Annotated in this window: 25 protein-coding genes; 17 read left to right on the top strand and 8 right to left on the bottom strand. The window is 71.7% G+C overall.

Going from position 1 to position 25,197, the window contains the following annotated elements; genetic code table 11:
• Positions 1–20 precede the first annotated feature (20 nt).
• From J2Y69_RS11710 to J2Y69_RS11700, 3 genes are read right to left on the bottom strand one after another with little or no spacing between them, the layout of a single operon-like run.
• The gene (locus J2Y69_RS11710; protein WP_310020857.1) at positions 21–1,274 is read right to left on the bottom strand and encodes a DUF6986 family protein; all 1,254 of its coding nucleotides are present in this window, start codon (positions 1,272–1,274) and stop codon (positions 21–23) included.
• Positions 1,271–2,899, bottom strand: coding sequence for a malate synthase A (gene aceB, locus J2Y69_RS11705; protein WP_310020854.1), 1,629 nt, complete (start codon positions 2,897–2,899; stop codon positions 1,271–1,273). The genes J2Y69_RS11710 and aceB overlap by 4 nt, the downstream gene beginning before the upstream one ends.
• A complete protein-coding gene (locus J2Y69_RS11700) occupies positions 2,896–4,332 on the bottom strand; it encodes an NAD(P)-dependent malic enzyme (RefSeq protein ID WP_310020851.1) in 1,437 nt (478 codons plus the stop codon). Before J2Y69_RS11700 ends, aceB begins: the two co-directional genes overlap by 4 nt.
• A 229-nt stretch (positions 4,333–4,561) precedes the next feature.
• On the opposite strand from J2Y69_RS11700, the gene J2Y69_RS11695 reads away from it, so the two are divergent.
• The 6 genes from J2Y69_RS11695 to J2Y69_RS11670 all read left to right on the top strand — a co-directional run bounded on the left by J2Y69_RS11695 (position 4,562) and on the right by J2Y69_RS11670 (position 11,489).
• Complete coding sequence (locus tag J2Y69_RS11695) at positions 4,562–5,317, top strand: IclR family transcriptional regulator (RefSeq protein WP_310020848.1); 756 nt, start codon at positions 4,562–4,564, stop codon at positions 5,315–5,317.
• A 384-nt stretch (positions 5,318–5,701) separates the two neighbouring features.
• Positions 5,702–5,857 carry a hypothetical protein gene (locus J2Y69_RS11690; protein WP_310020846.1) on the top strand — a complete coding sequence of 52 codons (156 nt, stop codon included), beginning with the start codon at positions 5,702–5,704 and terminating at the stop codon, positions 5,855–5,857.
• Between the two features lie 109 nt (positions 5,858–5,966).
• Positions 5,967–7,439 carry a xanthine dehydrogenase small subunit gene (locus J2Y69_RS11685; protein WP_310020843.1) on the top strand — a complete coding sequence of 491 codons (1,473 nt, stop codon included), beginning with the start codon at positions 5,967–5,969 and terminating at the stop codon, positions 7,437–7,439.
• On the top strand, positions 7,436–9,820 hold the full coding sequence (gene xdhB, locus J2Y69_RS11680) for a xanthine dehydrogenase molybdopterin binding subunit (protein WP_310020841.1): 2,385 nt from the start codon (positions 7,436–7,438) through the stop codon (positions 9,818–9,820). Before J2Y69_RS11685 ends, xdhB begins: the two co-directional genes overlap by 4 nt.
• Positions 9,821–9,828: 8 nt before the next feature.
• On the top strand, positions 9,829–10,683 hold the full coding sequence (gene xdhC / locus J2Y69_RS11675; protein ID WP_310020840.1) for a xanthine dehydrogenase accessory protein XdhC: 855 nt from the start codon (positions 9,829–9,831) through the stop codon (positions 10,681–10,683).
• A complete protein-coding gene (locus J2Y69_RS11670) occupies positions 10,680–11,489 on the top strand; it encodes an SDR family oxidoreductase (protein WP_310020839.1) in 810 nt (269 codons plus the stop codon). The genes xdhC and J2Y69_RS11670 overlap by 4 nt, the downstream gene beginning before the upstream one ends.
• A 10-nt stretch (positions 11,490–11,499) precedes the next feature.
• Here the strand turns inward: J2Y69_RS11670 and J2Y69_RS11665 are convergent, their stop codons facing one another.
• The 3 genes from J2Y69_RS11665 to J2Y69_RS11655 all read right to left on the bottom strand — a co-directional run bounded on the left by J2Y69_RS11665 (position 11,500) and on the right by J2Y69_RS11655 (position 14,845).
• Positions 11,500–12,720: an MFS transporter gene (locus J2Y69_RS11665; protein ID WP_310020838.1), complete on the bottom strand. Its 1,221-nt coding sequence runs from the start codon at positions 12,718–12,720 to the stop codon at positions 11,500–11,502.
• Between the two features lie 91 nt (positions 12,721–12,811).
• Entirely contained in the window at positions 12,812–14,275 is a 1,464-nt protein-coding gene (locus tag J2Y69_RS11660) for an NCS2 family permease (RefSeq protein WP_310020837.1), read from the bottom strand.
• 39 nt (positions 14,276–14,314) lie between these two features.
• The gene (locus J2Y69_RS11655) at positions 14,315–14,845 is read right to left on the bottom strand and encodes a nucleoside deaminase (protein WP_310020836.1); all 531 of its coding nucleotides are present in this window, start codon (positions 14,843–14,845) and stop codon (positions 14,315–14,317) included.
• A 238-nt stretch (positions 14,846–15,083) separates the two neighbouring features.
• Between J2Y69_RS11655 and J2Y69_RS11650 the strand changes: the two genes are divergently transcribed.
• The 5 genes from J2Y69_RS11650 to moaA are packed head-to-tail and all read left to right on the top strand — an operon-like array spanning position 15,084 to position 19,436.
• The gene (locus J2Y69_RS11650; RefSeq protein WP_310020835.1) at positions 15,084–15,491 is read left to right on the top strand and encodes a TOBE domain-containing protein; all 408 of its coding nucleotides are present in this window, start codon (positions 15,084–15,086) and stop codon (positions 15,489–15,491) included.
• Entirely contained in the window at positions 15,488–16,333 is an 846-nt protein-coding gene (modA, locus tag J2Y69_RS11645; RefSeq protein WP_310020834.1) for a molybdate ABC transporter substrate-binding protein, read from the top strand. The genes J2Y69_RS11650 and modA overlap by 4 nt, the downstream gene beginning before the upstream one ends.
• Positions 16,330–17,169: an ABC transporter permease gene (locus J2Y69_RS11640; RefSeq protein ID WP_310020833.1), complete on the top strand. Its 840-nt coding sequence runs from the start codon at positions 16,330–16,332 to the stop codon at positions 17,167–17,169. Before modA ends, J2Y69_RS11640 begins: the two co-directional genes overlap by 4 nt.
• Entirely contained in the window at positions 17,166–18,281 is a 1,116-nt protein-coding gene (locus J2Y69_RS11635) for a sulfate/molybdate ABC transporter ATP-binding protein (RefSeq protein ID WP_310020831.1), read from the top strand. The genes J2Y69_RS11640 and J2Y69_RS11635 overlap by 4 nt, the downstream gene beginning before the upstream one ends.
• A 36-nt stretch (positions 18,282–18,317) precedes the next feature.
• Complete coding sequence (gene moaA, locus J2Y69_RS11630; RefSeq protein WP_310020829.1) at positions 18,318–19,436, top strand: GTP 3',8-cyclase MoaA; 1,119 nt, start codon at positions 18,318–18,320, stop codon at positions 19,434–19,436.
• A 30-nt stretch (positions 19,437–19,466) separates the two neighbouring features.
• Here the strand turns inward: moaA and J2Y69_RS11625 are convergent, their stop codons facing one another.
• Together J2Y69_RS11625 and J2Y69_RS11620 are read right to left on the bottom strand one after the other, a co-directional pair.
• Complete coding sequence (locus J2Y69_RS11625) at positions 19,467–19,880, bottom strand: molybdenum cofactor biosynthesis protein MoaE (protein ID WP_310020828.1); 414 nt, start codon at positions 19,878–19,880, stop codon at positions 19,467–19,469.
• Positions 19,877–21,058 (bottom strand): ThiF family adenylyltransferase, encoded by a 1,182-nt coding sequence (locus tag J2Y69_RS11620; RefSeq protein WP_310020826.1) that lies wholly within the window; start codon positions 21,056–21,058, stop codon positions 19,877–19,879. The genes J2Y69_RS11625 and J2Y69_RS11620 overlap by 4 nt, the downstream gene beginning before the upstream one ends.
• A 90-nt stretch (positions 21,059–21,148) precedes the next feature.
• Between J2Y69_RS11620 and J2Y69_RS11615 the strand changes: the two genes are divergently transcribed.
• The 6 genes from J2Y69_RS11615 to J2Y69_RS11590 all read left to right on the top strand — a co-directional run bounded on the left by J2Y69_RS11615 (position 21,149) and on the right by J2Y69_RS11590 (position 25,084).
• Positions 21,149–21,397, top strand: a complete 249-nt coding sequence (locus J2Y69_RS11615) for a MoaD/ThiS family protein (protein ID WP_310020824.1) — start codon at positions 21,149–21,151, stop codon at positions 21,395–21,397.
• 50 nt (positions 21,398–21,447) lie between these two features.
• Positions 21,448–22,758, top strand: a complete 1,311-nt coding sequence (locus tag J2Y69_RS11610; RefSeq protein WP_310020822.1) for a molybdopterin molybdotransferase MoeA — start codon at positions 21,448–21,450, stop codon at positions 22,756–22,758.
• Positions 22,751–23,221: a cyclic pyranopterin monophosphate synthase MoaC gene (moaC, locus tag J2Y69_RS11605; protein WP_310020820.1), complete on the top strand. Its 471-nt coding sequence runs from the start codon at positions 22,751–22,753 to the stop codon at positions 23,219–23,221. Before J2Y69_RS11610 ends, moaC begins: the two co-directional genes overlap by 8 nt.
• On the top strand, positions 23,218–23,697 hold the full coding sequence (locus tag J2Y69_RS11600; protein WP_310020818.1) for a MogA/MoaB family molybdenum cofactor biosynthesis protein: 480 nt from the start codon (positions 23,218–23,220) through the stop codon (positions 23,695–23,697). Before moaC ends, J2Y69_RS11600 begins: the two co-directional genes overlap by 4 nt.
• A gap of 89 nt (positions 23,698–23,786) precedes the next feature.
• Positions 23,787–24,254 (top strand): YqeB family protein, encoded by a 468-nt coding sequence (locus J2Y69_RS11595; protein ID WP_310020816.1) that lies wholly within the window; start codon positions 23,787–23,789, stop codon positions 24,252–24,254.
• Positions 24,251–25,084, top strand: coding sequence for a PaaX family transcriptional regulator (locus J2Y69_RS11590; RefSeq protein WP_310020814.1), 834 nt, complete (start codon positions 24,251–24,253; stop codon positions 25,082–25,084). Before J2Y69_RS11595 ends, J2Y69_RS11590 begins: the two co-directional genes overlap by 4 nt.
• Positions 25,085–25,197 lie beyond the last annotated feature (113 nt).

The raw sequence follows: 25,197 nt of genomic DNA, 5'->3' as shown, positions 1-25,197 counted from the left end.
ATTGTTTCCGCGTCGGCCGCTCAGCCGGCGGCGAGCCTCGGGTGCGCGAGGGCGGCGAGCCCCGCCTCGTCGATGCCGATGTCGGCCAGGACCTCGTCGGCGCCGATCGCCCCGCACTGGACGCCGCGGAGCACGAACCAGGCCAGCGCCCTGGCCGTTGCCGGCTCGTCCATCACCGCGCCCTCGATCCGCTCGCGGTACGCGTGCAGGCGCTCGGCCGCATCGAAGTATCCGCTGCGGTAGAACGCATAGGTCGCGAGGAACCGCGTCGGGAGCTGATGGGGATGGAGGTCCCATCCCTGGTAGAAGCCGCGCTCGAGCGAGCGTCGCACCAGACGCGCGTGGAGCACCCAGGCCTCCGCGGTGCGCTCCCCGATCGGCAGGATGTTCGTCGAGCCGTCGGAGAGGCGGATGCCGGTGCCGGCGACGGCCAGCTGCATCATCTCCTTCGCGAGGTCGGCCGCCGGGTGCTCCATCGACTGATAGCGCGCGGAGATGCCCAGCGAGGCGCTGTAGTCGTAGGTGCCGTAGTGCAGCCCGGTGATCCGTCCCGGCGCCGCCGTCGGAAGCTGCGCGAGCGGGGATCGGCCGTCGGCGCCGAGGACCAGCTGGGGGGTCTCGACCTGCACCTCGAAGCGGATCCGTCCTTCGGGGAGCCCGTGCGCCCGCTCCAGCACGCCGGCGATCTCCGCCATCGCCTCGACCTGGGCGACGGTGGTCACCTTGGGCAGCGTCAGCACGAGGCCGTCAGGCAGGCCGCCGGCCTCGACGAGACCGCCGAGGAAGAGGTCGAGCGTGCGCAGCCCGCGTTCCCGGGTCGGCTTCTCGAAGCACTTGAACCGGATCCCGATGAAGGGCGGGGCGCTCCCCTCCGCCACGGCGGCGGCCACCAGGCTCGCCGCCTGCAGCGCGTCGGCGTCCTCGGCCGGACCGCGGTCGCCGTATCCGTCCTCGAAGTCGAGACGGAGGTCCTCGATGGGCTCGGCCTCGAGCTTCGCGCGGACCCGGGCGGCGATCGGCGCGACGAGCGCGTCGGCGATCCCGACGTGCGCGGCGAGGCGCTCCATGCCCCCCGCCTCGTCCACCGCGGCCAGTGCCTGCGCGCCCCAGCGAGCCGCGAGGTCCGGGGTGAAGCGATCAGCGGGCACGTACACGGTGTGCACCGGCTGCCGCTCGCCGCTGTCGCCCGGATAGGCGACGTCCAGAAGCTCGTCGGTCGCCGCGAGCCGCGCATCGACGCGGGCGCGGTCGGCCGGGGTGAGCACAGCGCTCACGTCGCGTCCTCCGCCTCGCCGCGCGGGCTGGTGAGGATGTCGTAGGCGGGCAGGGTGAGGAAGTCGACGTACTCCTCGTCGAGGCAGATGTCGGAGATGAGACGGGCGGCGGGCTCGTAGAAGGCCGCGAAGGCCCCCGGCTCGACCTCGGCGCGGATCCGGTCCACCTCCTCGTCCAGGATCCGGGTGACCAGCTCGGGGGTCACCGTGTTCCCGGTGTCGGCGAGGACGACGCCGGTCCGCAGCTGCTGCCAGACCTGGGAGCGCGAGATCTCGGCGGTCGCCGCGTCCTCCATGAGGTTGTTGATGGCCACGGCCCCGTCGCCCGCGAGCCAGACCGCCGTGTAGACGACGGCCACCGACAGGTTCGTGCGCAGCCCCGCCTCCGTCACCCGTCCCGGGGCCGAGGCGATGTCGAGCAGCTGATCCGCGGTGACCGAGACCTCGGGGCGCTGCCGGTCGAGCTGGTTCGGACGATCGCCGAGCACGCCGTCGAAGACCTCGCGGCACACCGGGACGAGGTCCGGGTGTGCCACCCAGGAGCCGTCGAAGCCGTCCGCCGCCTCGCGCGACTTGTCGGCGCGCACCTTCTCGAAGGCGGCGCGGGTGACCTCGAGGTCGTTGCGGTTGGGGACGAACGCCGCCATCCCGCCCATCGCCACGGCGCCGCGACGGTGGCAGGTCTTCACCAGCAGCTCCGTGTAGGCCCTCATGAAGGGCGCGGTCATCGCGACGTCAGCACGGTCGGGGAGGACGAACGCCTCGCCCTGGTCGCGGAAGACCTTGATCATGCTGAACAGGTAGTCCCAGCGGCCGGCGTTGAGCCCGGACGCATGCTCGCGCAGCTCGTAGAGGATCTCCTCCATCTCGAAGGCGGCGGGGATGGTCTCGATGAGCACGGTGGCCCTGATCGTGCCGCGCGGGATGCCCAGCGCCTCCTGCGCGAAGACGAAGATGTCGTTCCAGAGTCGCGCCTCCTGGTGGCTCTCCATCTTCGGCAGGTAGTAGTACGGACCGTGGCCGTTCGCGATGAGCTGCCTCGCCGTGTGGAAGAAGTGCAGGCCGAAGTCCACGAGCGCGCCGCTGCCGGCCTCGCCGTCGATGCGGACGTGCCGCTCCGGGAGGTGCCAGCCGCGGGGACGTGCCACGACGACCGGACGCTGGACATCGGTGCGCAGCGCGTAGGCCTTCCCGGTGGGCGAGGTGTAGGAGAGCGTCCCCCGAGCCGCGTCCCGGAGGTTCTTCACCCCCGCGACGACGTTCTCCCAGGTGGGGCTCGCCGCGTCCTCGAGGTCCGCAAGCCACACCCGCGCCTGGGAGTTCAGCGCGTTGATCGCCATCTTCGGCGGCGCCGCGGGGCCGGTGATCTCCACGCGACGGTCGCGCAGCGCCTCGGGCGCCGGCGCGACCCGCCACTCCCCGTCCCTGATGGCGGCGGTCTCCGGGAGGAAGTCCAGCCTGCCGGTGCGCGCGACCTCCTCGCGGCGGGCGCGGCGGGCGGCCAGGAGCTGGATCCTGCGGGCATCGAACCGGTGGTGCAGCTCCTCGACGAGCGCGAGGGCCTCCACGCTCAGGATGTCCTCGGCGCCGTCGATCCGTGCCGGACGGGTGATCTCGATGGTCATGCGACCGCCTCTCCTTCAATGCTCTCGATGTCGATGACCTCGCCGGTGCGCGCGTTCTCCGCGGCGTGCGCGACGGCATCCGCGACGGATCTGGCGACCGTCGGGTCGAAGACGCTCGGGATGATGTAGCTGGCGTTCAGCTCGTCGTCGCCGACGGCTCCGGCGATCGCGCGCGCCGCGGCGACGAGCATCTCCGGGACGATGTCGGACGCCTGCGCGTCCAGCATCCCGCGGAAGAACCCGGGGAAGGCCAGGACGTTGTTGATCTGGTTCGGGAAGTCGCTGCGTCCCGTCGCGACCACCGCGGCGTGACGGGCCGCGAGCATCGGATCGACCTCGGGATCGGGGTTGGCCATGGCGAACACGATGGCATCGGAGGCCATGCTGCTCAACTCCGCCTCCCCGATGAGGTTCGGCGCGCTCACACCGATGAACACGTCGGCGCCGACCATCGCATCGGCGAGCGAGCCGGTCAGGCCGTCCTCGTTGGTGTGGGCGGCGATCCAGCTGCGGTGCTCGTCATCGTAGTGCTCGCCGCGGTGGAGGATGCCACGGCGTCCGGCGGCGACGATCGAGCGCGCCCCCTCGGTGCGCAGGAGCTGGATGATGGCGCTGCCGGCCGCCCCCACGCCGGAGACGACGATCCGGACGTCCGCGAGCTCCTTGCCCACGATGCGAAGGGCGTTCACGAGGGCGGCGAGGGTCACGATCGCCGTGCCGTGCTGATCGTCGTGGAAGACGGGGATGTCGAGCTCGTCCCTGAGCCGCCGCTCGATCTCGAAGCAGCGCGGCGCCGCGATGTCCTCGAGGTTGATGCCGCCGTAGACCGGGGCGATCGCCTTGACGATGCGGATGATCTCCTCGGTGTCCTGGGTGTCCAGCGCCACCGGCCAGGCGTCGACGTCCGCGAACTGCTTGAACAGCGCGGCCTTGCCCTCCATCACCGGGATCGAGGCCGCCGCCCCGATGTTGCCGAGCCCGAGGACCGCCGACCCGTCGGTCACCACGGCGATCGTGTTGCCCTTCACCGTGTAGCGCCGGGCCTCGGCCGGGTCCTCGGCGATCGCCAGGCAGACCCGCGCGACGCCGGGCGTGTAGGCGCGGGAGAGGTCGTCCCTGTTGCGCAACGGCGTCTTGGGCATCACCGCGAGCTTGCCGCCGACATGCATCCGGAAGGTGCGGTCGTCCACCTCGTGCACCACGACGCCGTCTCTGGCCCGCAGCGATTCGGCGATCTCCGCGGCGTGCGCGGCGGAGATCGCGTTGCAGGTGAGCTCGATCATCACCCTGTCGTGCCTGGACTCGCTGACGTCGACCGCCGTGACGACGGCGCCCGCGTCGGCGACGGCGGCCACCACCTCGCTGGTCGCCGTCACGCGCGCGGAGACCTCCACGCGCAGCTGAATGGAGTATCCGGGACTCGGGTTCGCCATCGATCTGTGTCCTCTCGAACGCGGTCGGGGCGGTGATTGTCACCGTGACCGGTCAGTATTCGCTATACGGAGATTAATATCCACCATGCGAAATATCAAGAGGGACATGCTCGTGACCCGACACACACGGCCGCCCCGGAGTCGCCCTCCATGCGGAATGGGATAGCCTGGCCGACAGATTGTTTCCGCGATGCGGATACTCCCCCATCTGCAGACGAGAGGTTTCCGCATGGCCACAGGGGCATCGGACGGCGTCAAATCGGTCGCGCGCGTCTTCGATCTGCTGGAGCTCATCGCCGATGCCGGCGGCGACGTCACCCTCAGCGAGCTGTCCACATCGGCCGACCTGCCGCTGCCGACGATCCACCGCCTGCTGCGCACCCTGGTCTCCCTCGGCTACGCACGGCAGCTCGCCAACCGGCGATACGCCCTCGGCCCGCGGCTGGTGCGGCTGGGCGAGGTGGCCAACCGTCAGTTCGGACAGGTCGCCATGCCCCAGCTGAAGGAGCTCGTCGAGCGCCTCGGAGAGACAGCGAACCTCGCCACGATCGACGGCGACCGCGTCATCTACGTCTCCCAGGCGCCCTCGCCGCACGCCATGCGCATGTTCACCGAGGTCGGCCGCCGCTCACACCTGCACTCCACGGGCGTCGGGAAGGCGATCCTCTCCCAGCTCTCCGACGCCGAGGTCCGCGACATCGTCTCCCGGACGGGGCTCCCCCGGGCGACCGAGCACTCGATCGACGACCTCGACGCCCTGCTCGCCGATCTCGCCGTCGCGCGCGAGCGCGGCTATGCGATCGACGACGGCGAACAGGAGATCGGCGTGCGCTGCTACGCGATGCCGGTCCCCGGCACGCCGATCCCCACCGCGGTCTCGGTCTCCGGCCCGATCGCCCGGGTGGACGAGGACTTCGCCGCCCGCGCCGTCCCGGTGCTGAACGAGGTCGTCGCCGAGATCTCGGCGTCCGCCCGCGCCTCCTGACCACCCCGCACGCGCCGCGCCCCCCTGCCCGCGCTGCCCTTCCCCGCCGGCGCTGCACTTCCCTGCCCGCGCTGCACTTTCCTGCAGGTGCCATCCCGCCCGACCGCGCTGCACTTTGCCGGCTGCGCTGCTCTTTCCTGCCCGCGCTGGCGAAAACTCCGCAGCGCGAACAGGAAAGAGCAGCGCGAGAGGGACGAGCAGGACAGGAGCAGGTGACCGGAGCAGGCGGCGGGGGCAGCTCGCAGGGCGGCACGGCGGGGTCGGGGCTTCGGCCGAGCCCCTTGACCTCGGCCTCCGCACGACCTACTCTTTCCATAGTTCAAAACTTTGTTTCCGAATCTCGGAAATACAGATCATCGATGACCGGATGGAGAAGAGGCGACGATGCCGAACCAGACGAGTGCCTCCGCCGCCGAGCGCGGCGACCGCGCCGACGAGACTCCGCTCATCACGATCGATCCCGACTTCCACTTCCCCGCCCAGCGCGAGCGAGGTTCCTTCCTCCGCGCACTGCGGCAGCTCTTCCCGCGAACACCCTGAGTCCGCGACCCACCCACCCGGGGTCTGCGCCGGACGCTTAGACTCGCAACGAGCCAGAGCAGGCACCAGGACCCGCGATCACCATCGTCGGATCTGAGGAGATCGACCTATGAACGACATCGCCGTCACCGTCAACGGGCAGAGCCGCCCGCTCGCCGGCACCCCCGCCCACACCACGGCCCTGGACTGGCTGCGCGACAGCGGGCTCTCCGGGAGCAAGGAGGGCTGCGCCGAGGGCGAGTGCGGTGCCTGCGCGATGCTGGTCGCCACGCCGTCCGCCGACGGCGGTGCCGCCTGGACGCCCGTGAACGCCTGCCTCGTCCCGGTCTACGCGCTCAACGGCCAGGAGGTCGTCACGGCCGAGGGGCTGGGCGGACGCGAGGACCTGCACCCGGTGCAGGAGAAGCTGGCGGAGGCCGGCGGATCGCAGTGCGGCTACTGCACTCCCGGCTTCGCGTGCAGCATGGCCGGCGAGTACTACCGCGCCGACCGCGCCCCCGAGGCCGATCACGTCGGCGACGAGGACTCCTGTCCCGTGCACGACCCAGAGCACGGCCCGAACGGCTTCGACCTGCACGCCCTCAGCGGCAACCTCTGCCGCTGCACCGGCTACCGGCCGATCCGCGACGCCGCCTACTCGCTCGGCTCCCCCGCGGAGGACGACCCGCTCCTCCGCCGTCTCGCGGATCCTGCGCCCGCCGCGGTCCCGACCGATGCCGCCGTCGACGGCGCCCGCTTCCTCCGCCCGGCGACCCTCGCCGAGACGCTGCGCCTGCTCCGCGAGGAGCCGGAGGCGCTGCTCGTGGCCGGATCCACCGACTGGGGCGTCGAGGTGAACATCCGCGGCCGCCGCGCGCCCCTCGTCGTGGCGATCGAGCAGCTGGAGGAGCTGCGCACCCTCACCGTGTCCGACGACGTCGTCGAGATCGGCGCCGCCCTCCCCCTCTCCGAGGTGGAGAAGCGCCTGGACGGGAGCATCCCGCTGCTGGCCCAGCTCTTCCCGCAGTTCGCCTCCCGGCTCATCCGCAACCGCGGCACGTTCGGCGGCAACCTCGGCACCGGCTCACCGATCGGCGACACGCCTCCCGCCCTCCTCGCCCTGGACGCGCGCATCGTCCTCGCCTCCGCGGACGGCGAGCGCGAGGTGGAGCTGGCGGAGTACTTCACCGGCTACCGCCAGTCGGTGCGTCGCCCCGATGAGCTGATCCGCGCCGTGCGGATCCCGCTGCCGCTGTCCTCGGTCACCGGCTTCCACAAGATCGCGAAGCGCCGCTTCGACGACATCTCCAGCGTCGCCGTGGCCTTCGCCCTCGACATCGAGGACGGCATGGTCACCACCGCGCGCATCGGTCTCGGCGGCGTGGCCGCCACGCCGCTGCGCGCCTACGCCACCGAGCAGGCGCTCGTCGGCAGCCCGTGGGACATCGCCACCGTCCGCTCGGCCTCGGAGATCCTCCGCGGCGAGGGCACGCCGATGTCCGATCACCGGGCTAGCGCCGACTACCGCTCGCTCATGCTCAACACGGCACTCCTCAAGCTCTACAGCACCACCGTCATCGAGTCGAAGGAGGTGTCGGCATGAGCGCTCTCGCCGACCGTCCCGTGAACCCCGTCGTCGGCGCCAGCGCCCCGCACGAGAGCGCCGCGCTGCACGTCACCGGTGCCGCGATGTACACCGACGACCTCGCCGCGCACACGGCGGGGGTCCTCACGGCGTGGCCGGTGCAGGCCACGAACGCCCACGCCAAGGTCACGGTCGACGTGTCCGGCGCGTACGAGGTGCCCGGCGTCGTCCGGGTCCTCACCGCCGAGGACGTGCCCGGCATCAACGACGCCGGCATCAAGCACGACGAGCCCCTCTTCCCCAGCGAGGCCATGTTCTACGGTCACGCCCTGGTCTGGGTGCTCGGGGAGACGCAGGAGGCAGCCAGGCTCGGCGCCGAGCGCGTCTCGGTCGAGTACGAGCCGCTGCCGTCCCTGATCACGGTGCAGGACGCCATCGATGCCGACTCGTACCAGGGCATCGCCCGCACCGTCCGGCGCGGGGACGCGGAGGCGGGCCTTGCGAACTCGGCACGCGTCTTCGAGGGCGTCACCGAGTTCGGCGGGCAGGAGCACTTCTATCTCGAGACGCACGCCTCGCTGGCCCTCCGCGACTCCGAGGGCCAGTACTTCGTGCAGTGCTCCACGCAGCACCCCTCCGAGACCCAGGAGATCGTGGCGCATGTGCTGGGCATCTCCTCGAGCGAGGTGACGGTGCAGTCCCTCCGGATGGGCGGGGCCTTCGGGGGCAAGGAGATGCAGCCGCACGGGTTCGCCGCGATCGCCGCCCTCGGCGCGAAGCTGACCGGCCGTCCGGTGCGCCTGCGGCTGAACCGCACGCAGGACATCACGATGACCGGTAAGCGGCACCCCTTCCACATCTCCTGGACCGTCGGATTCGACGACGACGGCCTGCTCCAGGCACTGGACGCGGTCCTCACCTGCGACGGAGGGTGGAGCCTCGACCTCTCCGAGCCGGTGCTCGGCCGGGCGCTGTGCCACCTGGACAACTCCTACTGGATCCCGAACGTGCACGCCCACGGACGCATCGCCCGGACCAACAAGGCCTCCAACACCGCGTTCCGCGGCTTCGGCGGTCCGCAGGGGGTCTTCCTCATCGAGGACATCCTCGGCCGGGTCGCCCCCGCCCTGGGCATCGATCCGATGGAGCTGCGCCGGAAGAACTTCTACCAGCCCGGTCAGAGCACGCCCTACGGGCAGCTCGTGAAGGACGCCGACCGTCTGGAGACGATCTGGTCCCAGCTGAGCGACGAGGCCGCCATCGTCTCCCGGCGCGCGGAGATCGCCGCGTTCAACGCCGGGAGCCCGCACGCCAAGCGCGCCCTCGCGGTGACGCCGATCAAGTTCGGCATCTCGTTCAACTTCGCCGCGTTCAACCAGGCCGGCGCCCTCGTCCACGTCTACAAGGACGGGTCGGTGCTGATCAACCACGGCGGCACCGAGATGGGGCAGGGCCTGCACACGAAGATGATGCAGGTGGCCGCCACCGCGCTCGGACTCGAGCTGCACCAGGTGCGCCTCGCCCCGACCCGCACGGACAAGGTCCCCAACACCTCTGCGACCGCGGCGTCCTCCGGCGCCGATCTCAACGGCGGCGCCGTGAAGAACGCCTGCGAGCAGATCCGCGAGCGCATGTCGAAGGTCGCCGGCCGACTGCTCGGCGTCGACGAGCGGGACGTGCGCTTCTCCGGCGGCTTCATCACCGGTCTCGGCAACACGACGCAGCGCCTCACCTTCGCCGAGGTCGCGAACGCCGCCTACCTGCAGCGGGTGCAGCTGTGGGCCGCCGGGTACTACCGCACCGAGGGCCTGCACTGGAACCCCGAGATCATGCAGGGGTCCCCCTTCAAGTACTTCGCCTACGGGTGCGCTGCCACCGAGGTCGAGGTCGACGAGTTCACCGGGTCCTACCGGATCCGTCGCGTCGACATCGTCCACGACGTGGGCGACTCGCTCTCGCCGATGCTGGACATCGGGCAGATCGAGGGCGCGTACGTCCAGGGGGCGGGATGGCTCACCCTCGAGGAGCTCCGCTGGGACAGCAGCGACGGACCGCACCGCGGCCGTCTGCAGACGCAGTCCGCCTCGACCTACAAGCTCCCGAGCTTCTCGGAGATGCCCGAGGAGTTCCACGTGCGCCTCTTCGAGAACGCCCGGGAGGACGGCGCGGTCTACGGCTCCAAGGCCGTGGGCGAGCCGCCGTTCATGCTGGCCTTCAGCGCCCGCGAGGCGATCCGCGAGGCCGTCGGCGCCTTCGGTCCCGAGGGGCACATGGTCGAGCTCGGCTCGCCCGCGACGCCCGAGGCGGTGTTCTGGGCCGTCCGTGCGGCGCAGGAGGCGTCGGCCTCCGCGACGGCGACGGTCGAGGACGCTGACCGCGCCCTCGCGACGGCGCACTGAGGACGAGCATGGACTGGCTGGACGCCCTCCAGGATCTGCGCACCCGGCGAACCCCCGCCGTGGTCGTGACGCTGGCGGTCGTCCGTGGGCATGCCCCGCGCAACGGCGGCGCGAAGATGGTCGTCTCCCCCGACGCGGTCTTCGGCACGGTCGGCGGCGGCAACCTCGAGGCGACGGCGATCGAGCGCGCACGCGGCATGCTCGCCTCGGGCGCCGCCGAGCCCGAGCTCCTCGTGCTCACGCTCAGCGACAAGGCCACGACGGAGTACGGCGTGCAGTGCTGCGGAGGAGAGGTCACCATGCTGCTCGAACCCATCCGCGTGGTGCCCGCCGTCGCGGTGTTCGGACTCGGACACGTCGGACTCGAGCTCGCGCGCATCCTCGCCCGACACGAGCTGGACCTGTTCCTGATCGATTCCCGGGCGGAAATGCTCGCCGCTGACCGCATCGGCGTCCCCGGACGATCCGGCGCGCTCGGCGACGCCGTCGCCCGCGTCCGACCGATCCATGCCCCGGTGCCGGAGGCCGCGCTCGCGGACCTGCCGCCGGGAACCCACGTCCTGGTGATGACCCACGATCATGTCGAGGACCTCGCCGTGGTCGATCAGTCGCTGCGCACGGAGGGTCTCGGCTCGATCGGGCTCATCGGGTCCTCGTCCAAGTGGACGCGGTTCCAGAAGAAGCTCCGCGAGCTCGGCCAGGACGACGATTCCCTGGGACGGGTGACGACGCCCATCGGCATCCCCGAGGTCTCGGGCAAGCAGCCGGCGGTCATCGCGGTGAGCGTCGCCGCCCGCATCCTCCAGCTGATCGACGACGCGGCACCCGTCGAGGTCCCCCGCGCCACTGAGGACGACGCATGACCGCGCCCGCTGCCCTGGTCACGCCCGCTGCCCTGGTCACGCCCGCTGCCCTGGTCACGCCCGCCGCTCTGGTCACGGGGGCCGGCAGTGGCATCGGCCGCGCGATCGCCCGCGCGCTCCTCGCGGACGGCTTCTCCGTGACCCTGGTCGGGCGGCGGCAGGGACCCTTGCAGGAGACCGCGCTCGTCGACGGGACGACGCATCCGCTCGCCCTCGTGGTCGAGGCCGACGTGACCGACCACGCCCAGGTGGAACGGATGATGTCCGCACACGTGGCGCGCTTCGGGCGCCTGGACGTCCTCGTCAACAACGCCGGGGTCTTCGGTCCCTCCGCGGACGTCGGCGAGCTGGATCCCGCCGACTGGGAGGCCGTCCTCGCCGTCAACGTCACGGGTGCCGTGCTGTGCGCGGGCGCGGCGTTCCGCCAGATGCGCGCGCAGACACCAGCGGGCGGCCGCATCATCGACAACGGCTCGGTCTCCGCCCAGTCGCCGCGCCCGAGATCGGTCGCCTACACCACGACCAAGCACGCCATCGCCGGGCTCACCAAGTCGATTGAGCTGGACGGGCGACCGTTCCGGATCACCGCGACCCAGCTCGACATCGGGAACGCGCGGACCGGCCTCGTGGACGCGCTCGTCGGCGACGGCGCGCTCCAGGCGGACGGCTCCCGCCGCCCCGAGCCGACGATGGACGTCGGCCACGTCTCCGACCTCGTCGTGCGCCTCGCCCGGCTGCCGCTGGAGGTGAGCGTCCCCCAGCTGACCGTGACGGCGGCGGGGATGCCCTTCATCGGCCGAGGCTGAGCGCTCGCGCTCAGCCCGCTCGGTCCCCGTCGGCAGTCGACGCGGGCTGCCTGCGCCCACGGACGAACGCGAGCGGAAGGGTGACGATCGAGATCGCCGCCGCGGCGAGCAGAGCCGTCGAGAAGCTGGAGCCGGTCGCGATCGCACCGACCACGACGGCCCCGATCCCGGTCCCCGCGTCGAACCCGATGTTCCACACCGCGCTCGCGACGACCTGGTCCCGCCGCGGCACGGCCGCGAACGCGGCGCCCATCGTCAAGGTCTGCAATCCGCCGTAGCTCACGCCGACGAGCGCCATCCCCGCCAGGAACGCGACGCCCCCGCCTCCGCCAGCCACCGACCAGGAGACGAGGCCGAGCCCCAAGGCCGTGACGATCACGAACGGCCAGAGGAGACGCCGGGGGCCGAACCGGTCGGCGACGTGGCCGATCCCCCAGCGGACGAGGGCCGCGAGACCCGTGAGCAGCAGGAGCCCGACCATCGTCATGGTCGCGTCCGGCGCGAGCTGCGGGGTGAATGTCAGCAGGGCGCCGCCCGCGAGCGTCACCCCCAGGAGCAGCACGACCGGCGGGAGGAGACCGCGGAAGCGGCGGAGCCCGCCGTGAAGGTCCGCGTGCTCCGGTTCCGGGTGCTCCGGCAACGCGTCAAGGCGCCGGCCGAGCCGGATCGCCCCGAGGACACCGAGCACAGGGCAGGCCGCCGCGGCGAAGACGACCCCGAACCCGAGATGCTCGGCGACCCAGGGAGCGAGCGGCAGGAGGATGACCTGAGGACCGGCGATCCCGAGTCCGAACACACCGATCGCCCTCCCCCGCCGGGCGGGCTCCACGAGCTCGGCCACGGCGCTGCTCCCCGCGACCGTGAGGATCGCGAAGCCGGCGCCGCGCACCGCCGCGATCGCGAGCACCGGCACCAGCTCATCGGAGAACAGGAGCGCGAGTGCGGGGAGCCCGAGCAGGAGGAGGCCGGCGACGAGGACCGGTGTCCAGCCCAGCCGCCGAAGGGCCGCGGGGACGAAGAGCTGGGCGAGGACAGTGCAGAGCATGAAGACGCCGGTGACCAGGCCCGTCCCGGTCGCGTCCGCGCCGCCGTGGGCCGCCCACAGCGGCGCGACGGGCATGAGCAGTGCGTAGCCGGAGAAGCCGGCCACGGCCATGACGACGAGCGCGGGCATGCCGGGCGTGCGCCACACCGAGGTGGACGGGGTCCTCTCCGCGGCAGGTCGCATCATGCCATCCCCCTCATCCATCGTGGAAAGTCACCGTCGAACGACCGTGCCCCGGCTCGCCGTGAGGCGGTCGGGGCACGATCGTTGCCGGGCGTCAGCCCGCCAGAAGGCTCTCGATCGGTCCGCGCACGAAGTACAGCGCGAACCCGGCGGCGACCAGCCACATCAGCCAGTGCACCTTGCGGGAGCGACCGGAGAGCGCGTTGACCAGCGCCCAGGAGATGAAGCCGACGCCGATGCCGTTGGCGATCGAGTAGGTCAGCGGCATGGTCACGATCGTCAGGAACGCGGGGAGCGCGACGGCGAACTTGTCGAAGCGGATCTCGCGGATCTGCGCCATCATCATCGCGCCGACCACCACCAGCGCTGCCGAGCCGACCTCGATCGGGACGACCAGGGTGAGCGGCGTCAGGAACATCGACAGCAGGAAGAGAACACCGACGGTGAGGGAGGCCAGACCCGTTCGAGCCCCCTCCCCGATGCCGGAGGCGCTGTCCACGTAGACGGTGTTCGAGGAGGTGGAGGTCGCCCCTCCGGCGACGGCGCCGAGGCCTTCGACGACGAAGGCGGAGCGCAGGCGGGGGAAGGTCCCGTCCTTCGCGGCGAGCCCGGCGTTCTTCGCGAGGCCCGTCATGGTGCCCATCGCGTCGAAGAAGTTCGAGAACACGAGGGTGAAGACGAGCATGGTCGCCGAGAGCGCACCGATCCGGCCGAAGGAGCCGAACAGATCGAACTGCCCGATGAGGCCGAAGTCCGGGATCGTGACGAGGGAGCCCGGGATCTCGGGGATGGTCATGTGCCATCCGCCCGGCTCCTTGAAGCTCGGACCGAGCTTGAGGATCGCCTGGACGATGATCGCGATGATCGTCGTGGCGACGATGCCGATCAGGATGCCGCCGGGGACGCGACGGGCCACCAGGATCCCGATCACGATGAGGCCGAGCAGGAAGATGAGGGTCGGCACGGACGTGATCGACCCGCCGTCGCCGAGCTGCACGGGCGGTCCGCCGGGCGTGCGGTTGACGAAGCCGGAGTCGACGAAGCCGATGAAGGCGATGAACAGGCCGATGCCGACGGTGATCGCGGCCTTGAGCGCCTGCGGCACCGCCTTGAAGATCGCGGTCCGCGCTCCGGTCGCCCCGAGCAGCACGATGATGATGCCGTTGATCATGACCAGGCCCATGGCCTCCTGCCACGTCACCTGACCGACGACCGAGACCGCGAGGAACGAGTTGATCCCGAGGCCGGCGGCGATCGCGAAGGGAAGGCGTGCGAAGACGCCGAAGAGGATGGTCATGACGCCGGCGGTGAGTCCGGTCGCGGCGCCGATCTGCGCGGCCTCCAGGGCATGGCCCTCGACATCCGCGGCGCCGCCGAGGATCAGGGGGTTGAGGATGACGATGTAGGCCATCGTCACGAACGTGACGATCCCACCGCGGATCTCCCGCCCGACGGTGGAGCCACGCTTGGTGATCTCGAAGAAACGGTCAAGCCCGCTCGTCTTCGAGACGGGTTCAGGGGCGTCCGCTTCTTCGCGGACTTCGGCGGTCTGAGACATGAAAGTGCTCTCCTGCTCGATCTTCAGATGGGATGGAAGTCAGTACTCGGTGCGAGCGGCCGTCTGGCTCCACTCGGTGAACGGTGCCACGCGACGATCGGCCGGGAGCGCCTCCTGCGCGACCGGCATGATCGCGCGGTCCGCGTCCGTGCCCTCGAAGTAACGGTAGAAGACCGCGTCGTCGAAGCCGGCATCCGCGGCGTCCTCGCGGTCCGCGGCGAAGTAGACCCGCTCGACCCGCGCCCAGAGCGACGTCGCCAGGCACATCGGGCACGGCTCGCAGCTGGTGTAGAGGACGGCGCCGGTGAGGTCGAAGGTGCCGAGCCCCTGGCATGCGTTGCGGATCGCGGTCACCTCCGCGTGTGCCGACGGGTCCAGATTCGCGGTGACGCGGTTGACGCCCTCGAAGACGCGTCCGTCGGCCGAGACGACGATGGCGCCGAAGGGCCCGCCGGCGTTCCGGACGTTCTCGGTCGCGAGCTCGACGGCGCGCGCCAGGTACTCGGCGGGCGTCGGCTGGGTGTCCGCGGCGTTCGCCGAGTCGGACGGGGTGATTCCGATGGTGTTCATGACGGAGAGCTTCCTTGCTGTCATCGCGGCGTCGACGAGGGGATCATCGGGTGTCGCGGAATCCTCGTCGATCCGCTGTGCTGCCTTTCCTGGCCCTCGCCGGTTCCTCGTGCGGCATCCGGGGGCGGGATCGACTGTAACAGCGAAACCCCACCCCGTCCAGCATTTTCGGAATTGCTCTTCCACTATACGAGATTTTCTCTTGCATATCCGTACCCACGGAGATATTGTCCCCTTTATGACGCATTTTCGGATAAGTGAGGCAGCGGCACTCGTGGGGGTCAGCGATGACACCGTGCGCCGATGGGCCAACGACGGCATCCTCTCGATCTCGCTCGACGCCGCGGGGCGCCAGGTCGTCCCCGGTGCAGAGCTCGCCGCCCGGGCCAAGGCACTGGCGGCGGAGGTGTCCGACGTCGGAGACGTGCGCAGAAGCGCCAGGAATCGGTTCGTCGGCCTCGTGACCAAGGTGCAGGTCGACGGGCTCATGGCCCAGGTCGAGCTGCAGTGCGGCCCGCATCGGGTCGTGTCGCTCATGTCGGCGGAGGCGGCCCGCGAGATGGGCCTGGAGGTCGGCACCAAGGGCGTCGCCGTGGTCAAAGCGACCATGGTCATCGTCGAGACGGACAAGGAACCCCAGCGATGAGCGCACCCCGCACCCGCGGCATCGCCGCCGTGTCCCGCCGCATCGCCGTGGCGTCCTGCACCGTCGCCGCCGCCCTCGCCCTCGCCTCCTGCGCGGGCGGCTCGTCCGCACAGCCGTCGGGATCGCCCTCCTCCTCCGCCTCTTCCTCCGCCTCAGCCGACGGGCCGAGCGGCGAGCTCCGCGTGTTCGCCGCCGCATCCCTCAGCGGGGCGTTCGACGAGCTCGCCGCGGACTTCGAGAAGGCCAACCCCGACGTGGACGTCGTCCCGATCACCTACGACGGCTCGTCGGTGCTCGCGACCCAGCTCATCGACGGCGCACAGGCCGACGTGTTCGCCTCCGCCGACGGCAAGAACATGGCCAAGGTCACGGAAGCCGCCCTCGCCGTCGAGCCTGTGCCCTTCGCGACCAACGTGCTCCAGATCGCGGTCGCCCCCGGCAACCCGCACGGCGTGGACGGGCTCGCCTCGTTGTCGGACACCGCGCACAGCGTCGTGGTCTGTGCGCCGGAGGTGCCCTGCGGGAACGCCGCGAAGACGCTCCTCACCGCCGCCGGCGTCACGGTGACCCCCGCGAGCGAGGAGCAGAACGTCAGCGCCGTGCTCGCCAAGGTCAAATCGGGAGAGGCCGATGCCGGGATCGTCTACCGGACCGATGTCACCGCGGCAGGATCCGCCGTGACCGGCGTGCAGATCGACGGCGCCGAGAACGCGACCAACGTCTATCCGATCGCGGCCCTGAAGGCCGCCCCCAACCCGAGGGCGGCGGAGGCGTTCGTCGCCTTCGTCCTGTCTCCTGCCGGCCAGAAGGTCCTCGCGGGCTTCGGCTTCGGGGCTCCATGACCCTCGCCGCTCCCCCCGCGCGCCGCGATCGGACATTGTCTCCGATCGCGGCGCGCGTTCCCGTCTGGCTGGCGCTGCCGGCGGCGCTCGGGGCGCTGCTCCTCGTCCTGCCCTTCGCCGCCCTGCTGCTGCGCCTGGACTGGGCGCAGGTCCCCGCGGCGATCACGGCGCCCGAGGCGATGCAGGCCCTCGGCCTGTCCCTGGCGACGGCGACGATCGCGACCGTGGTCTGCGTCGCCCTCGGGATCCCGCTCGCCCTCGTGATCGCGCGGAGCCCCGGATGGCTCGCCGCGATCCTGCGCACGCTGGCGACCCTGCCGCTCGTGCTCCCCCCGCTCGTCGGCGGCATCGCGCTGCTCGCCCTGCTCGGACGCAGCGGGCTGCTCGGCGGCGTCCTCGCCGTCGCAGGCATCCGCATCCCGTTCACCACCGCGGCGGTCGTCATCGCCCAGGTCTTCGTGGCACTGCCGTTCCTGGTCATCTCGGTCGAGGGGGCGCTCCGGACCGCGGGCACCGGGCATGAGCGGGTCGCCGCCAGCCTCGGCGCCCGGCCCTTCACCGTCTTCCGCCGGGTGACGCTGCCGCTGGCAGGACCCGGCCTCCTCGCCGGGACCGTGCTGTGCTTCGCCCGGGCACTCGGCGAGTTCGGCGCCACCGCGCTGTTCGCCGGCAACGCCCCCGGGGTCACGAGGACCATGCCCCTCGCGATCTACACCGCCTTCAACGGCGCGGGGGTCCGCGAGGACACCGCCATCGCGCTGTCGCTCCTGCTGATCCTCGTCGCGGTGGCCGTGCTCGTGCTGATGCGCGGCTGGCGAGCGGACACGATCCGATGAGCCTCGACGTCGATGTCCGCGTCCGTGTCGGCTCCTTCCAGCTTGAGGCCGCCCTCACGGCTCGCCCCGGGGAGATCCTGGCCGTCCTCGGACCGAACGGCTCGGGCAAGTCGACCCTCCTCGGCGCGATCGCCGGGCACGCGCATGAGGTCTCCGGTCAGATCGTCCTGGACGGACGGATGCTGGACGGCCCGACGCCCGACCGTGCGGCGGGGCGCCGTGTCCGTCTGCCGGCGGAGGATCGCCGCGTCGGCCTCCTCGGCCAGCGAGCGCTGCTGTTCCCGCACCTGTCAGCGCTGGAGAACGTCGCCTTCGGCTCCCGGGCGCAGGGCGTGCGCCGCGGCGAGGCCCGCGAACGGGCAAGGGACTGGCTCGCGGAAGTGGGTCTCGGCGACCTCGAGGACCGACGCCCCTCGGCCCTCTCCGGCGGACAGCAGCAGCGCGTCGCGATCGCCCGAGCGCTGGCGGCCCGCCCCGACGCCCTGCTCCTGGACGAGCCCTTCGCCGCCCTCGACGCGCAGACCGCGACCCGCGCCCGTCGGCTGATCGCCGAGCAGCGGGATCGGGCAGGGGTGCCGATGGTACTGGTGACCCACGACCCGATGGACGCCGTCGTGCTCGCCGCGCGCACCGTGATCCTGCACGGCGGGCGTGTCATCCAGGACGGGCCGACCGCCGAGGTCCTCGGCCACCCGCGATCGGAGTTCGTCGCGGCGGTCGCGGGGGTGAACCTCCTGATCGGGACGGCGGGGCCGGACGGGCTTCTCCGGACCTCGGATGCGCACGGCGCCTCCCTCGCCTGGGCGGGATCCGGCGAGGGACTGCAACAGGGCGAGGCGGGGAGCGCGGCCTTCGCCCCTTCCGCGGTCCGGATCCGGGATGCGGAGGGCACGAGCGGCGGCGGGTCGGAGCCCGGCCGGGTGAACGCGTGGACGGGGACCGTGGCACTCATGGAGCCGGTTCCCGGCGGCGTCCGACTGCTCACCGAGGAGCATCCGGACGTCGCCGTCATCTGCCCCTCGACCGTCGCGGCCACCATCGGCATCCGTCCTGGCCGGCAACTGGCCTTCTCGATCGCGGAGGACGACGTCTCGGTGCGACGGACCGGCTGAGCGGTGTACGGTTGACCACTCGAAAGGGAGTGAGCGATGACGATCACGCCGATGGCGGGTGCAGGACGAGGTGTCCGCGGTGCCGTCGAGACCCCGCGCGGCGCGCGGATGCTGCCATCCTCCGGCGATCTGCGCGACCGTTTCGCCCGCCCGATGCGGGACCTCCGGATCTCGGTCACGGACCGCTGCAACTTCCGCTGCGTGTACTGCATGCCTCGAGCGGTATTCGGTCGCGACTATGCATTCCTCGATCGGGATGAACTGCTGACGTTCGACGAGATCGAGCGGATCTGTCGGGTCGCCGTCGCCCACGGCGTGCGCAAGCTCCGGCTCACCGGCGGCGAGCCGCTGCTCCGGCGCGGCATCGAGGACCTCGTCGCGCGGCTCGCCGCGCTGCGGACTCCCGACGGCTCTAAGCCCGAGATCGCGCTCACCACCAACGGCTCGGCGCTCGCGGTCAAGTCCGCGTCCCTGAAGGCTGCGGGCCTGGATCGGGTGACCGTCTCGATCGACTCGCTGGACGAGGCGCTCTTCCAGCGCATGAACGACGTGCGCTTCCCCCTGGCCCGGGTGCTCGACGGCATCGACGCCGCCCATCGCGCGGGCCTCGGTCCGATCAAGCTGAACATGGTCGTCAAGCGCGGGCTCAACGACGGCGAGATCGTCGACATGGCGGCGCGCTTCAAGGGCACCCCGTACACGCTGCGGTTCATCGAGTACATGGACGTGGGCGCCACGAACGGTTGGTCGCTGGAGGACGTCGTCCCCTCGGCCGAGATCGTCGACCGGATCGGGGCGGCCTTCCCGCTCGAGGCCGTCGGCGCGACGGCGCCGGGCGAGACCGCGAAGCGCTGGCGGTACACGGACCGCTCGGGCGAGATCGGCGTCATCTCGGCGGTGACCAACGCGTTCTGCGGAACCTGCAACCGCGCGCGGATCTCCACGGAGGGCCGACTGTTCACCTGCCTGTTCGCGAGCGAGGGGCACGACCTGCGCTCGCTGCTGCGCGACGGCGCGGACGATGCCGCGCTCGGGGCCGCGATGGCGTCGATCTGGGCCGGCCGCGACGACCGCTACTCCGAGATCCGCTCTGAGCTGACGCCGGAGCTGCGCGCGGACCGGGATCGCGTCGAGATGAGCTACATCGGCGGCTGAGGATCCGCTGCGGCCCGGACTCAGCTAGGCCTACAGCCCGACCCACTCCGAGACGCCGTCGTCGTAGTGCTGACGCTTCCAGATCGGCACGCCGCGCTTGATCTCCTCCACGAGACGCTCGCAGACGGCGAAGGCCTCCGCCCGATGCCCCGCGGACGCGGCGGCGTACAGGGCGACGTCGCCGATCCGCAGATCGCCGACACGGTGCGCGGCGGCGACGAGCACACCGGTCTCCGCGCGGACCCGCTCCACGATCTCGGAGAGGAAGCGCTGCGCATCGGGGTGTGCCCGATAGTCCAGCGAACGGACTGCACGGCCGCCGTCGTGGTCGCGGACGACGCCGCAGAACAGCACGATCGCGCCGTGGGCGTCCGCGCCGACGGCCTCCCGCACCGCCGCCTCGTCGAGAGGCTCCTCGGTGATGATCGCATCCGACCTGGTCATGCCTGCTCCTCCTCGCCCGTGGTCCGCCCACCCACGGCCGCATAGGCCCTGATGCCGCCGACCAGATAGCTCACGTCATGGCCCCGCTCGCGGAGGATCCGGGCGGCCCGCTGCGAACGCGGATCGCGCTCGCAGTACAGGACCACCGCGCCATCGCGCTCCGGCCCGTGCTCTGGCCCGTGCTCCGGCCGATCCACCGGCCCGTGCTCCGGTTCCTCCCCCGATTCGATGCGTGCGAGGGGCAGTGCGATGGCGCCGGGGATCCGTCGTCGGCGCATCTCCTCGGGCTCGCGCACGTCGTACAGAGTGACCGTCTCGGCGGAGCGCACCCGGCGCAGCAGCTCGGCGGCGGAGAGCGAGGGGATCGTGTCGTCGCGGGTCCCGCAGAACAGCTCGTAGTCGATGAGTCCGGTCACGGGCTCCGCGTCCTCCGATGCCTCGAAGGCGATCTCGCGCGTGCGCGCCGCGAGCGCGTCGTAGAACAGCACCCGCCCGATGAGGGGGTCGCCGATGCCGGTGACGATCTTGACCGTCTCCGCCGCGAGGAGCGAGCCGACCGTGGCGCAGAGGCTCGGGAGCACTCCGCCCAGCTCGCAGGAGAGCACGCCGTCGGCGGCGGGCGGCACGGGGAAGAGATCGCGGAAGGTCGGTCCCCGGCCGCGCCAGGACACCCCCACCTGGCCGTGGAAGCGGAGGATCGATCCCCAGATCAGGGGTTTTCCCGCGAGGTCCGCCGCGTCGTTGATCAGATACCTGGTCGGGAAGTTGTCGCTGCCGTCGATGACGAGGTCGTAGCCGGAGAGGATGCCGACGATGTTCGCCGAATCCGCCCGCTCCCGGCGGAGGACGACGTCGCACTCCGGGTCGATGGCGCGGACGGTCTCCGCGAGCGACTCCGTCTTGAGCCGGCCGACGTCCGCGACCCCGTGGCTGAGCTGGCGCGGCAGATTGGACAGCTCGACGCGATCGTCGTCGAGGACCCCGATCGTCCCGATCCCGGTGCCGGCGAGGAGGGGGACGACGGCGCTGCCGAGCCCGCCGGCGCCGATCACGAGCACCCGGGCGGCGCGGAGCCGGCGCTGGGCGTCCTCCCCGAATCCGGGCAGCATGAGCTGGCGGCTGTAGCGGGCGATGCGCTCGGGCTCCAGGACGGGACCCGGCTCGACGAGGGGGAGCATGTGCGCAAGTCTACGAGGAGCCGACCATCCGTGGACGTTTTCTTCCATGATGCGAATATCCGATTCCGTGTCGCGGGCTATCATGGGCGCATGGCGATCGTGACGGTGCGGTACTTCGCCGCGGCCTCGGAGGCGGCGGGACGCGAGGAGGAGCAGATCCTCCTCGACGGCTCCCCGAGCCTCGGTGGGCTCCGCGACGAGCTCGAGCGTCGGTACGGCGAGCCGATGGCCCGCGTGCTCCGCTCCGGGTCCTTCCTCATCGACGGGCGGGTCAGCCGGGACCCGGATCGCCCGCTCGGCGCCGCCGTGGACATCCTCCCCCCGTTCGCGGGCGGTTGAGCGGCTCCGCGTCTCCCCCGAACCGATCCCGTCAGGAAGGACGTCAGCGGATGGCCCCCTCGCATCCCGTCACCCCCGTCGAGCACGCGCAGGCCGTCGCGGCGTTCCTCGCCCCGCTGCGAACCCGGATCGAGCTCCCCTCCGCCGCCGAGACCATGCCGCTCGCCGAGGCGGAGGGCCGGATCCTCGCCGCCGATGTCCTCAGCACCGTCGCCGTCCCCCCTTTCGCCAACTCGCAGATGGACGGCTACGCGGTCCGGTCAGCCGATCTCGCATCCGCCGGCCCCGACTCCCCCGTCCGCCTCCCGGTCGGGCGGACGAGCGCCGCAGGGGATCCGATCGGGGAGCTCCGCGAAGGCACGGCCGCGCCGGTGATGACCGGTGCGCCGATCCCCGCCGGCGCGGACGCGGTCGTGCCGATCGAGGCCGCCGACCCGCCCCGCTTCCTCGGAATCGGCAGCGGGACGGGCAGCGGAAGCGGAACGGACCGTCACGATGTCCCCGAGGGCACGACGGTCGCCTTCGCCGCCCCGGTCGCGCCGGGCTCCTTCGTGCGCGCGGCGGGTGCCGACCTCGTTCCCGGCGCCGTGATCCTCACCGTCGGGACACGTCTCGGTCCTGCACAGCTCGGATCGCTGGCGGCCGCCGGGATCGCCGAGGCGCCCGTGCGCCCGCGTCCGGTCGTCCTGCTGCTGTCCACCGGTCACGAGCTGCGCCCGCCGGGAGAGTCCCTCGGATCCGGCCAGATCCACGACGCGAACACCGCCTCGCTGTCGGCGGCGCTCCGGGAGTCCGGTGCGGTCGTTGCCACCGCCTTCGCGCCCGATGACGCCGACGCTCTCCTCGCCGTGGTCCTGGCGCACCCCGAGGCCGACCTCGTCCTCACGACCGGCGGCGTCAGCGCCGGGGCGTTCGAGGTCGTCCGCGACGCCCTGGAGCCCGTCGGCGTCGCCTTCGGTCCGGTGGCGATGCAGCCCGGCGGGCCACAGGGCCTCGGCATCGCCCGCCTCGCCCTCGGCGATGCCGTCCGCGACGCCCCCGTGATCGCCTTCCCCGGGAACCCGGTCTCGGCGCTCCTCTCCTTCGAGATGTTCCTGCGCCCCGTCCTCCGGGGGATCGCGGGGCTCCCGCCCCGGCGCCCCGTGCAGATCGCCCCGCTCGCCCACGCCCTGTCCTCGCCCGTCGGCAAGCACCAGGTCCGGCGCGGAGCGATGCGCGGGGACGGTAGCGTCGAGGTGGGAGCACCGGGCTCGCACCTGCTGCACGACTACGCGCGGGCGACGGTCCTGGTGCACGTGCCGATCGGCGTCGACGCGCTCCCGGCCGGCGCCGAGGTCGAGGTCTGGAGGATCGATGAGTGAGCTGACGCATCTGCGCGCCGACGGCTCCGCGCACATGGTGGACGTGACGGACAAGGCCGTCACCCGCCGCGAGGCGCGCGCACAGGCGGTGCTGGTGACGACCGAGGATGTCGTCGCCCGGATCGCCGACGGGTCGCTGCCCAAGGGCGAGGCGCTCGGCACGGCACGGATCGCCGGCATCATGGGCGCCAAGCAGACCTCCGCGCTGATCCCGCTCTGCCACCCCCTTCCGCTGACGAAGCTCGCGGTCGACCTCGAGCCCCTGGGCGACCGCGTCCGCATCGTCGCCACCGCGATCACGACCGGGGTGACCGGCGTGGAGATGGAGGCGCTGACCGCCGCGAGCGTCGCGGCGCTGACCCTCTACGACATGATCAAGGCCGTCGACAACCGCGCCGTCATCACGGACGTGTGCGTGCTCGCGAAGTCCGGCGGCAAGAGCGGCGACTGGTCGCGGGAATGACCGCTCGGTCGGCGGCGGTCCTCGTCGTCTCGACGCGGGCGGCGGCCGGGCACTACGCCGATCGGACCGGTCCGGTCATCAGGGACTGGCTGACCGCGCGCGGCTTCGCGGCGATCACCCTCTCCGTCGTGCCGGACGCCGAGGTACATGAGGCGCTGCGACAGGCCCTCGCCGGCGCACCGGAACTCCTCCTCACGACCGGCGGAACCGGGGTGTCGCCCGACGACCGCACCCCCGAGGCGACGAAGCCGCTGCTGGACGCGGAGCTTCCCGGCCTCGCCGAGGAACTCCGCCGCCGCGGAGCCGCGGTCGCCCCGACCTCCCTGCTCAGCCGGGGCCTTGCCGGCGTCGCGGGGCGCACCGTCGTGATGAACCTGCCGGGATCGCCCGGCGGGGTCCGCGACGGGCTCGGCGTGCTCGGCGAGGTCATCGACCATCTCCTGGACCAGCTCGCAGGCCACGACCATTCAGAATGAAAATGATCGTTGATGATACGATCGTTTTCATAATGAACGATTCTTCTTTTCCATCCGCCGTCGACGCCGATCGCGAGACGGTCCTGAGCATGACCACCGAGACCAAGGTGTTCCTCTGGGTCGTCTGCGGAGCCGCCGGCATCGGACTCGGGTTCGCCCTCCCCTGGATGCTCCAGTGGGCGTCGACCCTCCCACTCCCCTTCATGGACGTGCTGAGGTTCCTCGGCTCTCTGGACGCTCCGATCATGGCGATCGGACGCCCCGCGGTCCTCGGCGTCGTCGGGCTGATCATCGCCTTCTTCCTGACCCACGAGAGCGCCATCCTCCGCATCACCGACGCGCAGATCGTGATCGTGCAGGGCGATGACCAGCGGATCGTCACCCGCGATCAGGTCGCCGGGGTGCACCTCCGCGGCGGAAAGGTCAAGATCGAGTCCCCCGAGGGGCGCGTGCTGTTCGAGGATGACGTCGAGGGCGGACGCACCGCGATCGCGGCCGCCTTCCAAACACACCACTACCCGTGGGAGGGCACCCCCGACGGCAAGGCCGAACGATGATCCCCGAGCAGATCGCGGTCACCCCCCGCACCGTCGTGGAGTCCTGCTTCGAGGGGACGGGGTCTGCCGATCTGTCCTTCGTCTACGACGTCGGGCTCGCCGTCGGCGTCGCCGAGCAGGCGGTCCGTCTCGCGGTGCGCCGCCTCGCCGACGCCGGGGTCCTCGAACAGGAGGGCCGCGGACGGCGCGGGGTCATCCGCCTCCTGCCCGCCGGGCTCTCGCGCCTCCACGCCGACACGAGGATCGTCGAGTTCGCCTATGCCCAGGACGAGGGCGGCGTCCCCTGGGACGGTCTCTGGCGACTGCACACCTTCTCGGTGCCGGAGCAGGAGCGTGCGACCCGCGATGCGCTGAGACGCACCCTCGTGCGCTACGGGGCGGCCCAGCTGACCCCGGGCGTGTACGTGACGCCGCACGACCTCGGCGGAGAGCTCGGCGAGGAGCTCCCCGCCGATGCTCTGGCGCAGCTGTACACGATCGTGGCGTCCGCCATCGACGGCCCCGGATGCGAGACGCCCCTCTCCACGGCGGAACGGCTCTGGCCCGCCGCTGCGACGATCGAGGCCTATGCGCCCATCTCGCGATTCCTGGACGAGGCGCATCCGCCGGCACGCGACACCGGGCGCGCCGCGCAGATGGCCTATGCGCTGCGGCTGATCGAGGGGCTCGGACAGGGACTCGAGGAGGACCCTCTGCTTCCGGCGGAGCTGCGCGCCTCGCCCTGGCCCCCGCGTGAGATCAGAGCCCGCTTCCTGACCGCCTGGAACGCTCTCGCCCGCCTCGCCCCCGACCTGCCCGTCTTCCGCAGCTGGCGGACGCAGGACGACTGACCGGCGCCATCCGCGACTGTGGGGGGCGGCGGGCCGGCCGCGCGGCCCGCCCCCGGCGCGCGGGCGGGGGCGGGGGGCGGCGCCCCGCCGCGGGCCAGCCCCCCCGGGCGGGG

Origin of the sequence: Microbacterium resistens (assembly GCF_031456305.1) — a bacterium.
In the GTDB taxonomy this organism is placed as follows: Bacteria; Actinomycetota; Actinomycetes; order Actinomycetales; family Microbacteriaceae; genus Microbacterium; species Microbacterium resistens_A.
Note: the sequence above shows the minus strand (reverse complement) of the source record. Positions and strands in the feature narration are given on the sequence as shown.